Raw genomic sequence first — 10,011 nt, 5'->3', positions numbered from 1 at the left:
ATCACCCTGTGGGGCCAGCCGTTCAGCCTCGGCTGATCTCAGGCTCGACGAACCATCAGTGAGATGAATCACAAAACAGTCAAGGCCCAATCACGAATGGGATGAGACCCAATCACGCTCGTGTGATCGGCCGGCCGAAGCCGGGGACGAAACGGACATTTCCGTCGTCCCCGGCTTTTTGCTGTTACCTGGGTCACCCGTGCAGTTAATGATGTGTAAAAGTGAGGTTTCCGATCTATTCGTGGGGTGTTCAACCATTTAGCTTTGCGGGGCAACCGTGCTCACCGCCTGGTCAGGCGAGAGGTGAGCGCAAGACCTGTGAGGGGATTCAATGAGCGAGATCCGTAAGCGTGGCGCCCGCCGCACCAGCGCAATGAGCATGAGCGCTGGTGTCGGTGCTGCCGTGGTGGCGATCGGCCTGATGTCGACCGGTGCGGCGCATGCCGACACGTTCGTGCCGCTGCCGGATGGGCAGAAGGCCGGGCCGGGTGCGGTCGTGGGGCGTACCAGCGAGAGTGTCCTGATCTCGCCGTCGCTGGCCGCCAACGGTGCCGGCCGCACCGCGTGGGTCTCGGGCACGGTCACCGCCGATGTCACCGGTGTCTCCGGTGAGGGTGAGGCGGGTCCGTGGAACGGTGCCACCAACGACAAGGGCACCAACAACTCCTCCACGCACGGGGTCTCGCGGATCAGCACCGGGTACATCGTGGGCTGCCAGGTCGACATCACCGGTCTCGGTGGCTCGATCGGGATGGGTGTGAGCATGGACGGTCCGTCGATCTCCGGTTCGCTGACGGTGCCGGTCTCGGCGGGGCAGGTCAAGTTCGTCGGGGTGGCGGGCAAGGACATCAAGAAGAACGGCAAGTACGCCGTGCAGTACCAGGACACCCAGATCGAGATCCAGAACTGCGGCGGTTACGCCCAGGCTCGCGCCTACACGGTGGTCGAGATCGTCGGCAACGACTACTCCAAGACCACCTTGTACGGCCAGCCGTTCAGCATCGGCTGACACGCGCGCCCTTCCGCTCTTTTCTTTCGTCCATCCCTCTTTGCTCGCGGTGACGCGAGCTGACCGACCCTGAACAGGGGAATTCATGAACGTCTCCAGCACCGGCCTGCGTCGCGGGCTCAAGACCGCCGCGCTCGGCAGCGCCGCCGCCATCGCTCTCGGCTTCTTCTCCGCCGGCGCGGCGAACGCCGACACCTTCGTGCCGCTGCCCGGCGGCACCATCACCAAGACCCTCGCCGACGGCACCGTCGTCACCGTCACCATGAGCGGGGAGTCCGCGAACATCTCCGGCTCCATGGGCGCGACGCCGCTGCACCGCAACGTGTGGGTCTCCGGTTCGGCGAAGGTCGAGATCTCCGGCGGCTCCGGCGCCGAGGGCGGCGACATCGAGCCCGGCTACATCGTGGCCTGCCAGCTCACACTGGGCGGCGGGACCGGCCACAACGCCGGCGGCGGCACCACCTGGGCCAACGAGGACGGCGACGCCAAGATGACCGCCGACAGCGCGGGCAACATCTCCATCGGCCCCGGCCAGGCGGCCAGCTTCTCGGTCCTCGACCTCGAGGAAGCCGACGACTTCGGTGGCGAGTCGCACTCCGGTGAGCACTCCTTCGAGGGTGCCTCCGGCAGCGTCACCTGGGCCGACTCCACCATGGGCGTCGAGGGCTGCGCCGGATACGCCCAGGCCCGCTCCTACGTCAACGTCACCGTCGACACCGAGAACGTCAAGGGCACCGTCACCCTCTGGGGTCAGCCCTTCAGCATCGGCTGACCAGGCGCCGACCTGATCCACACACGTTGGGCCCGTACCGAATTCGGTACGGGCCCAACGTGTGTCGGCCTCCTCAGCTCCGATGCCTGGCGGCGTCGCTGCCCAGCAGGTCGCGGATCTCGGTGAGCAACTCGATGTCCGTGGCCTCCTTCTCCTCTTGCTTCATGTACCGCTCCTTGGTGTGGGTGTAAGGAACGATGAGGATGAAGTACACGACGGCCGCGATGATGACGAAGTTGATCGCCGCGGTGATCACGGCACCGATGTTCACGAAGGTCTCGGGGCTGTCGGTGATCTGGAAACCGAAGCCCATCTCGTTCGAACCGCCGAGGGCGGCGATCAGTGGCTCGACGATGTTGCCGGTGAATGCGGTGACGATGGCGGTGAACGCTGCGCCGATGATCACCGCGACGGCCAGGTCGAGCACGTTTCCCTTGAGTAGGAAGTCCTTGAAGCCCTTCAACATGGGTTGGGTCTCCGTTCCGTCGGCTGGTGATGCTCTCGGATATGGAAATGCTATGGACACCGGGCGTGGTGGGGCAACAGGAGCCGGGTCGGGTGGTCAGTGGAAGGTGACCGTGAGCGCCGTCGAGAGTGAGGCCGCGGCGACCGTGGTCGCCTCGCCGGCAGGCAGCGCGAGCATGACAACGCGCTCGCGCGCGCCACGGCCGGAATCGTTGGGGGACACCAGGATCACCGTCGCGGCGGAGGCCAGTACCCGGGCGTCGGGCGCCGGTCCTCCGGTGTCGGAGTTCACGGTCAGCACGTCCACCCGGTCGCCCTCGCGTAACAGGTCGGTCACTTCCGGGTCGGCGAGGCGGATCGGCACAACGCGGGCGTCGGATGAGTCGGTGGCCGCGTTGGCCAGACGCGGACCGAGCAGGCGGAGGTCGGTCAGGGTCTCGCCCGCCCTGGCGGGCCCGGTCAGGGTGTGGCCGACGGCGTCTTCGAGGGCGCGAAGGGCTCCGGTGGGCACCGCCCCTGCGCCCAGCTGGACGAGTCGCAGGTCGTCGGCGCGCAGGACGAGGCCGGGCGTCAGGTCGCGGGCGGTGGCGACGACGGCGACCCGATCGTCCGACGGGTCGCCGCGCAGCAGCAGGATCACCGCGGTCATGGCCAGCACGGCGGCGAGCAGCCTGCGGCCTGCGGCGATCCTGGCCGTTCCCGGTCGGGTCAGCCAGGAGAGCCGGTCGGTCCAGGTCGGGTCCAGCCGTTCGGGGCGACGACTGCCGGGGATCGGTGCGCGGTCCATGGGGTCACGCTAGGGACCGCGGCCTGCCGTCGGCGCCTCCGCATGAGGTGCCTGTGGATGGATCAGTCGGCTGTGGAGAAACTCAGGGGCTAGGTGGCCGAGGAGGACGCGCCCGCGCTCGCGGTGGACGTCGACGTGCTGGTCGACGTGCTGGTCGCGGGGGTCGAGGACGCCGACGAATCGGACTTGGCCGGCTCGCTCGCGGTGCCGCCGCTGCCCCGGCTGTCGGTCCGGTAGAAACCGCTGCCCTTGAAGACGATGCCGACGGAGTTGAACAGCTTGCGCAGCTTGCCGGAGCACTCGGAGCAGACGGTCAGGGTGTCGTCGGTGAAGGACTGGACGATGTCGAACCGGTTGCTGCATTCGGTGCAGGCATACGAGTAGGTGGGCACTGAAGGATCCTCCGCACGGGGTACTCAGGCCTGGGTGGTGATACGGCAGGCGTTAGCACTTTACAGTCAGGAGTGCCAACGCCGGTAATCAGCTTCCTATTCCCAGTGCACGCAGGCCGCCGACGGGGGTGAGAACCCAGCCGACCCGGATGTCGTGTGACTCGTCGGGCAGTTCGGCGACGACCTCGTCGTCGCGGACCACCGCGATCAGGCGGGCCGTCGGATCGGCCAGGTCGAGCGTTCGGTCGTAGAACCCCGCGCCGCGACCAAGGCGGACCCCACGTTCGTCGACCGCCAGCGCCGGGATCAGGATCGCCGCCGCCTCCGAGATCGCCGAGGGCGGTAGGTGCGGCTGCGCGGGTTCGCGCAGGCCGAACGGGGCGCTGACCAGGGCTTCGGTGCCGTGGTACTCCGCCCAGTGCAGGGGGCCGGGTTCCCTGGCCACGGGCAGCAGGATCCGTCCGACCCGACGCATGAGGGCATCGAGGAGTGCCGTCGATCCCGGCTCGGCCCCGACCGGCACATATGCACAGACCGTGGCGTCGGGTCCGAGCGCGCCGCCGAGCTCCGCCGCGGCCGCGGCGAGGGCGCGGTCCTCCGCCTCCCTTGTCACGGCGTCGCGTGCTCGACGCGCGGCGAGAACCCTGGCCCGCCACTGCGCCTTCGTCGTCACCTCGGTCACCGATGCCACCCTGTTCCCCTGATCCGCGGTCCCATCGTGCTCACCCTAGAATCCGGAGCGCACGGACGAGATGGATAGGGTGTGCTCATGACACAGGCCGGCACCAACAAGAACAGGCACTTCCGTACGGCGGTGGTGCCCGCGGCTGGTCTGGGCACCAGGTTCCTGCCCGCGACCAAGACGGTGCCGAAGGAACTGCTCCCCGTGGTGGACACCCCTGGCATCGAGCTCGTTGCCGGTGAGGCCGCCGATTCGGGCGCCAGTCGACTGGTGATCGTCACCTCGGAGGGCAAGGACGGCGTCGTCGCGCACTTCGTCGAGGACCTGGTGCTCGAGAGCAAGCTCGAGGCCAGCGGCAAGTCGCATCTGCTGGAGAAGGTCCGCAAGGCGCAGGGCCTGCTCGAGGTGGAGTCGGTGATCCAGGAGGAGCCGCTCGGGCTCGGTCACGCCGTCGGCTGCGTCGAGTGCGTGCTCGATGACGACGAGGATGCGATTGCGGTCCTGTTGCCCGACGACCTGGTGATGCCGCGCGGGGTGCTCGAGACGATGGTCCGGGTCCGGGAGAAGCGCGGCGGCAGCGTGTTGTGTGCCATCGACGTGCCCAAGGATCAGGTCAGTGCGTACGGCGTCTTCGATGTCGAGGAGGTGCCGGACGCGACGAATCCTGATGTCCTGCGGGTGACCGGGATGGTGGAGAAGCCGAAGCCTGAGGACGCGCCGTCGACGTTCGCTGCCGCGGGCCGGTATCTGCTGGATCGGGCGATCTTCGATGCGTTGCGCCGGATCACCCCGGGTCAGGGTGGCGAGTTGCAGCTGACCGATGCGATCGCGTTGCTGATCTCGGAGGGGCATCCGGTGCATGTGGTGGTGCATCGTGGCTCGAGACACGACCTCGGAAATCCCGGCGGCTACCTGCGGGCTGCGGTTGACTTTGCCCTGGACAGTGAAGAATACGGTCCTTCGCTGCGCGACTGGCTCACCAAGAGACTGCAGCAGACGGGACATTAGTGGGGTCGGGAGGCAGTGACTACATGCGCTCGGTTGAGGAGCAGCAGACGAGGGTGACGGCTGCCGCGGTCGCGCCACGGCCGGTCCGGGTGGCGATCTCCGAGGCTCAGGGTCTGCTGTGTGCCGAAGAGGTGGTCACCGAGCGCCCGCTGCCGGGATTCGATCAGGCCGCGATCGATGGCTACGCCGTGCGCAGCGTCGACGTCGCGGGCGCGGGCGGGGAGAACCGGGGCGAGGACGACGAGCCCGTCGAGGTTACGCTGCCCGTGGTCGGCGAGGTCGCCGCCGGTTCGCGCCAACCGATCCGGTTGCAGCCGCGTCAGGCGGTACGCGTGGACACCGGGGCGCCGCTGCCGACCCTCGCCGACGCGGTCCTGCCGCTCGACCGCACCGATGGCGGCCTGAACCGTGTGAAGGTGCACTGGCCGGTCCGGTCCGGTGACTACGTCCGGCGCATCGGTGACGACGTGCAGCCCGGCGACGTCGCGGTACGCGCGGGCACCATCATCGGCGCGGCCCAGGTCGGTCTGCTCGCCGCGGTGGGGCGCGACAAGGTGCTGGTGCATCCCCGACCGCGGTTGTCGGTCATCTCCGTCGGTGGCGAGCTGGTCGACATCGACCGCACCCCCGGCCCCGGTCAGGTCTATGACGTGAACTCGTATGCGCTCGCAGCGGCTGCGCGCGATGCAGGCGCCGACGTGAACCGGGTCGGCATCGCAGGCACCGATCCGCGTCGGCTGCGCGAGGTGGTCGAGGGTCAGCTGATCCGTTCGGAGATCGTCGTCATCGCGGGGGCGGTCGGCGGTGGGGCTTCCGACCAGGTCCGCGAGGCGCTGCGCGACCTCGGGGACCTCGAGGTGGAGCGGGTTGCCATGCACCCGGGATCGGTGCAGGGATTCGGCCAGCTCGGCCGCGACGAGGTGCCGACTTTTCTGTTGCCGTCCAACCCGGTCAGTGCGCTTGTCGTGTTCGAGGTGATGGTTCGGCCGCTGATCCGGATCGCACTGGGACGTAGGCAGCCGATGCGCCGGGTGGTGACCGCACGCACGGTCGCGCCGATCACCTCGATCGAGAACCGCAAGGGGTTCCTGCGGGGGCAGCTCATGCGCGACGAGTCGACGGGGGAGTACCTGGTGCAGGCGCTCGGCGGTGCGCCCGGCTCGTCCTCGCACCTCCTGGCGACGCTGGCGGAGGCGAACTGCCTCGTCTTGGTCGCACCGGAGGTCACCGAGGTCCGGACCGGCGACGAAGTCGACGTGGCCTTCCTTGCGCAGCGAGGCTGAGGGTTGGGAACAGCGCTGCGCAAGTACTCGATGCACCCGGGGTGGCCGGCGCATCTCGGTCCGCTCACGGTGGGCGCAGGGCGGGTGACGTTGCGCCCGATCCGGCTGCGCGACGCCGCGGCCTGGAGCCGTATCCGCATTCGCGACCAGGAACACCTCGAACCGTGGGAGCCGACCGGTGAGGGCCCGTGGGAGGACCGCCATCACATCGGGAACTGGCCGGGGCTGTGCGCCTCGCTGCGCTCCGAGGCGCGCAAGGGCAGGATGGTGCCGCTGGTCATCGAACTCGACGGAAAGTTCTGTGGGCAGTTGACGATCGGGAACATAGTGCGCGGGGCGCTACGGTCCGCGTGGATCGGCTACTGGGTGACAAGGGAGGTGGGCGGTCAGGGGGTGGCCACCGCCGCGGTGGCGCTCGGGCTCGACCACAGCTTCGGCGCGCTCGGGTTGCACAGGGTCGAGGCCACCGTTCGCCCGGAGAACCTGGCAAGTCAGGCGGTGCTACGCAACGTCGGGTTCCGTGAGGAGGGACTGTTGCGGCGGTACCTCGACGTGGACAGTGCCTGGCGCGATCACCTGCTGGTGGCGATGACGATCGAGGAGGTCGAGGGCACCGTCAGCGACCGGTTGGTCCGGGCGGGCAAGGCCGCCTGGGGGTGACTCGCCGACCTCGTCGGATCCGATTGAGGGCGGGTAGTGCAAAACACCACTGGAGCGAGTGACTATTGTGACAGTTGGGAAAGTTGAGTCGGCGCGTCTGCGGGGAACTGCGCGCCGTGGCAATTAGCCTGAATGGGCTGATTGAGTCATACGTGCTGGTAGACGACTGGGAGGGAGGTCGCCGGTATGCCGAACTCGATCCTGTGGATCGCCTTGGTCGGGATGTGGCTGTTCGTCCTGCTGCCCATGCAGGCGAAACGTCGGCCCCGAATCCGTCAGACCACCGAGGCAGCACTGGCGACCCGTGTGCTCGACCGCGACCAGCTCGCGCGTCAGCAGCACCGCGGTCCCGCCTCAGGACACCGCAGCGACCCGAACTGGCGCCGCGAAGCCACTCGCCCCAGGTATGCGGAGGACCGCATGGACACCCAAGTAGAAGTCGACGAGTTGGACGACGAGCGGGCCGCGGCTCGTGAGTACGTCCCGCAGCGCCGCGGTCGCGGCGGCTTCGACCCAGAAGCCGATGCCCTCGCCAGGGCCGCGCGGTACGGCTTCCGGCAGCGTGCCGTCCTCGGCCTGATCCTGGTGACGATCATGTCGGCGGCGCTCGCGCTCATCATCTCGCCGATGCTGTGGTGGGTGGCCGCGGCCGCCTTCGTCGGTCTAGGCGGGTACCTGGCCTACATGCGCAGGCAGGTCCAGTTCGAGCAGGAGATCCGTCGTCGCCGGATGGCGCGCCTGAGTCGGTCCCGGCTCGGGGTCGAGTCCCGCGAGGACGACGAGCTGCGGTTGATCCCGTCGCGGCTGCGCCGGCGCGGGGCTGTGGTGCTCGAAGTGGACGACGAGGACCCGGTGTTCGAGCACCTCGAGCACTACGACATCCGGTTCGAGGAAGAGGCGGCTCCTCAGGAGATGCGCCGGGTCGTCGGTCAGTAGCCCGGCGCCGATGGCAGCCGGGGCCGGGCCGGAGCGGATCGTGCTGCTCCGGCACGGCGAGTCCGAGGCCAACATCGATCCGGGGATCTACGAGCGGGTGCCGGACTACCGGATCCCGTTGACCGCGCGCGGCGTGGAGCAGTCGAGGGCCGCGGGGGCGCGACTGCGCGAGCAGTTCGACGGGCAGAAGGTCTGCGTCTACGTCTCGCCGTACCTGCGCGCATACCAGACCCTGGAGGCGCTCGGCATCGACGATCTGATCGAGCGCCGGATCGAGGAACCGCGTCTGCGCGAACAGGACTGGGCGAACTACCAGGATCCGGACGAGATCTCCCGGCAGACCGGGCTCCGTAACACCTACGGGCACTTCTTCTACCGGTTCAACGAGGGAGAATCCGGCGCTGACGTCTTCGACCGGGTGAGCACCTTCATGGAGACGCTGTTCCGGCACCGCGCCAAGCCCGGGTTCCCGCCGAACACTCTCGTCGTGACGCACGGGCTGACCATGCGGCTGTTCTGCATGCGCTGGTTCCACTGGTCGGTGGAGTACTTCGAGTCGCTGAACAACCCGGGCAATGCCGAGACCCGGACGCTGGTGCGGAAGGCCGACGGCCGGTTCGCACTGGAGCAGCCGTTCGACCAATGGCGGTCCGTCCCGGAGGGGCAGACCATCCTCGACACCACTCGGGCAGGCGTGACCCTCCCCGAGTGAGATCCTCCCGCGCGGTCGGACGAACGCGTGTTGTGCGGGGCGAATCCGCTCCGGACCGGGCGATTTTTTCTGTGGCGGGCCGGGCTGCTACAGTTGCCGAGCGTTCCTTCGGGAGCGTGGTTCGGGGCTGTGGCGCAGTTGGTAGCGCGCTTCGTTCGCATCGAAGAGGTCAGGGGTTCGATTCCCCTCAGCTCCACCAGTCGAAAGGCGCTTCTCCTTCGGGAGGAGCGCTTTTTGCGTTGTTCACCCGTTCTGAGTCGCGCTTCGGCGGACAGGGTGTCGGACAGCTGTCCATGTCATTCACCAAAGGGACATCGCGCGCATGTCGGATGTGATCTACTTCATGTCGCCTCAGCGGCCCGGGAGGTCATCGCCGTGCGACGGACGGGCGCTGGTCACTACGAGAATCTGGACGGCCTGGACGTCTTTCCGTGTCCGCGGTCTGCCGTAAAGAGGGGAAGTGTATGTCTGACAAGAGCATTCGTCGCATGGTTGGTGGGGCGAGCGTTCTGGCCCTTTCGGCCGGGTTCGCCGCCACGGTCGGTGCTGGCGTCGCGGGGGCGGCGCCGGCGAGCGTGACGTGGGACGACGGTAGCGAGCGGATCACCCGCACGATCAGCGATGTGAACCCGGCCGAGGGGGACATCATCACCTCGACCACCCAGTTCGATCGGACCGGCGGCGTCGTCGAGTACATCTACGAGGTCAAGGACGTCCACCCGACCTGCCTGACGTATGTGGACGGTTCGGCCAAGGTTGACGGCTCGCCCCGCGGGCTGGACAGCCAGGGCGCGGACTTCGCGAAGGTCAAGGGCAGCAGCATCGAGTGGCCGCTCTACCCGCACATCAGCCCCAACCTGCGGACGTTCGAGTTCTCCTACAAGGTCGGCGCGAACTGCGACCGCAACGTCCCGCTGATGACGACGGTGCACTACGGCGGCTCCCTCGGTTCCGGCACCTACCAGAACAAGGGCCCCGCGGTTTCGGTCAAGACCAACACCTCCACCACCGCCCTGGCCGCGCCGTCCGATGTGCAGGTCGGGCAGTCGGTGCCGCTGAAGGCGACCGTGACCGGTGGCGCCGAAGGCAATCCCGTCGAGTTCTTCGACGGTGGGGCGAAGCTCGGCGAGGCCCCGCTGAACGGCGCGGGCGAGGCGACGTTCAACTGGACGCCGACCACTCGCGGCGCGCACGGGCTGTCCGCGAAGTTCCTGGCGACCCCGCGGGCCGAGGGCTCGCAGTCGTCGGTGCAGACCGTGCAGGTCGCACAGGCCGATGCCGTGTCCTCGACCGTGCTCGCCCCGA

General features: G+C 68.2%; 12 protein-coding genes and 1 tRNA gene. 9 read left to right on the top strand and 4 right to left on the bottom strand.

The features are described from left to right. Positions 1-331 precede the first annotated feature (331 nt). Both RM1_RS25585 and RM1_RS25580 read left to right on the top strand, forming a co-directional pair. Entirely contained in the window at positions 332-1,009 is a 678-nt protein-coding gene (locus tag RM1_RS25585) for an MspA family porin (RefSeq protein ID WP_072754407.1), read from the top strand. An 85-nt stretch (positions 1,010-1,094) separates the two neighbouring features. Next, a complete protein-coding gene (locus RM1_RS25580; protein ID WP_072754406.1) occupies positions 1,095-1,781 on the top strand; it encodes an MspA family porin in 687 nt (228 codons plus the stop codon). Between the two features lie 73 nt (positions 1,782-1,854). Here RM1_RS25580 and mscL read toward each other — a convergent pair whose 3' ends face one another. The 4 genes from mscL to RM1_RS25560 all read right to left on the bottom strand — a co-directional run bounded on the left by mscL (position 1,855) and on the right by RM1_RS25560 (position 4,107). Next, positions 1,855-2,247 carry a large conductance mechanosensitive channel protein MscL gene (gene mscL / locus RM1_RS25575; RefSeq protein ID WP_072754405.1) on the bottom strand — a complete coding sequence of 131 codons (393 nt, stop codon included), beginning with the start codon at positions 2,245-2,247 and terminating at the stop codon, positions 1,855-1,857. Positions 2,248-2,343: 96 nt separating this feature from the next. Beyond that, the gene (locus RM1_RS25570) at positions 2,344-3,033 is read right to left on the bottom strand and encodes an SAF domain-containing protein (RefSeq protein WP_072754404.1); all 690 of its coding nucleotides are present in this window, start codon (positions 3,031-3,033) and stop codon (positions 2,344-2,346) included. A gap of 89 nt (positions 3,034-3,122) precedes the next feature. Beyond that, positions 3,123-3,425 (bottom strand): FmdB family zinc ribbon protein, encoded by a 303-nt coding sequence (locus tag RM1_RS25565; RefSeq protein ID WP_072754403.1) that lies wholly within the window; start codon positions 3,423-3,425, stop codon positions 3,123-3,125. 88 nt (positions 3,426-3,513) lie between these two features. Further along, on the bottom strand, positions 3,514-4,107 hold the full coding sequence (locus RM1_RS25560; protein WP_245816628.1) for a 5-formyltetrahydrofolate cyclo-ligase: 594 nt from the start codon (positions 4,105-4,107) through the stop codon (positions 3,514-3,516). Between the two features lie 87 nt (positions 4,108-4,194). Here RM1_RS25560 and RM1_RS25555 point away from each other — a divergent pair, with 87 nt between their 5' ends. The 7 genes from RM1_RS25555 to RM1_RS25525 form a co-directional block, all read left to right on the top strand. Then, entirely contained in the window at positions 4,195-5,115 is a 921-nt protein-coding gene (locus tag RM1_RS25555) for a UTP--glucose-1-phosphate uridylyltransferase (RefSeq protein WP_072754402.1), read from the top strand. Between the two features lie 23 nt (positions 5,116-5,138). Continuing rightward, positions 5,139-6,398, top strand: coding sequence for a molybdotransferase-like divisome protein Glp (gene glp, locus RM1_RS25550; protein WP_072754401.1), 1,260 nt, complete (start codon positions 5,139-5,141; stop codon positions 6,396-6,398). A 30-nt stretch (positions 6,399-6,428) separates the two neighbouring features. Next, positions 6,429-7,058 carry a GNAT family N-acetyltransferase gene (locus RM1_RS25545; RefSeq protein ID WP_072754408.1) on the top strand — a complete coding sequence of 210 codons (630 nt, stop codon included), beginning with the start codon at positions 6,429-6,431 and terminating at the stop codon, positions 7,056-7,058. Positions 7,059-7,244: 186 nt separating this feature from the next. Further along, positions 7,245-7,994 (top strand): divisome protein SepX/GlpR, encoded by a 750-nt coding sequence (gene sepX, locus RM1_RS25540; RefSeq protein ID WP_072754400.1) that lies wholly within the window; start codon positions 7,245-7,247, stop codon positions 7,992-7,994. A gap of 10 nt (positions 7,995-8,004) precedes the next feature. After that, a complete protein-coding gene (locus RM1_RS25535; protein WP_072754399.1) occupies positions 8,005-8,706 on the top strand; it encodes a phosphoglycerate mutase family protein in 702 nt (233 codons plus the stop codon). A gap of 123 nt (positions 8,707-8,829) precedes the next feature. Further along, positions 8,830-8,905: transfer RNA gene (locus RM1_RS25530), tRNA-Ala, on the top strand. 265 nt (positions 8,906-9,170) lie between these two features. Then, positions 9,171-10,011, top strand: an 841-nt coding sequence (locus RM1_RS25525) for an Ig-like domain-containing protein (RefSeq protein ID WP_143187347.1), incomplete at its 3' end; no start/stop codon positions are given.

The organism is Rhodococcus maanshanensis NBRC 100610, assembly GCF_001894865.1.
GTDB lineage: Bacteria > Actinomycetota > Actinomycetes > Mycobacteriales > Mycobacteriaceae > Rhodococcus_G > Rhodococcus_G maanshanensis.
Note: the sequence above shows the minus strand (reverse complement) of the source record. Positions and strands in the feature narration are given on the sequence as shown.

Excerpts from the sequence above, each read along its gene's own strand:
- RM1_RS25545 (WP_072754408.1), top strand. The coding sequence starts at position 6,429 with ATGCACCCGGGGTGGCCGGCGCATCTCGGTCCGCTCACGGTGGGCGCA.
- RM1_RS25580 (WP_072754406.1), top strand. The coding sequence starts at position 1,095 with ATGAACGTCTCCAGCACCGGCCTGCGTCGCGGGCTCAAGACCGCCGCG.
- RM1_RS25555 (WP_072754402.1), top strand. The coding sequence starts at position 4,195 with ATGACACAGGCCGGCACCAACAAGAACAGGCACTTCCGTACGGCGGTG.
- RM1_RS25535 (WP_072754399.1), top strand. The coding sequence starts at position 8,005 with ATGGCAGCCGGGGCCGGGCCGGAGCGGATCGTGCTGCTCCGGCACGGC.
- RM1_RS25570 (WP_072754404.1), bottom strand. The coding sequence starts at position 3,033 with ATGGACCGCGCACCGATCCCCGGCAGTCGTCGCCCCGAACGGCTGGAC.
- RM1_RS25585 (WP_072754407.1), top strand. The coding sequence starts at position 332 with ATGAGCGAGATCCGTAAGCGTGGCGCCCGCCGCACCAGCGCAATGAGC.
- mscL (WP_072754405.1), bottom strand. The coding sequence starts at position 2,247 with ATGTTGAAGGGCTTCAAGGACTTCCTACTCAAGGGAAACGTGCTCGAC.
- glp (WP_072754401.1), top strand. The coding sequence starts at position 5,139 with ATGCGCTCGGTTGAGGAGCAGCAGACGAGGGTGACGGCTGCCGCGGTC.
- sepX (WP_072754400.1), top strand. The coding sequence starts at position 7,245 with ATGCCGAACTCGATCCTGTGGATCGCCTTGGTCGGGATGTGGCTGTTC.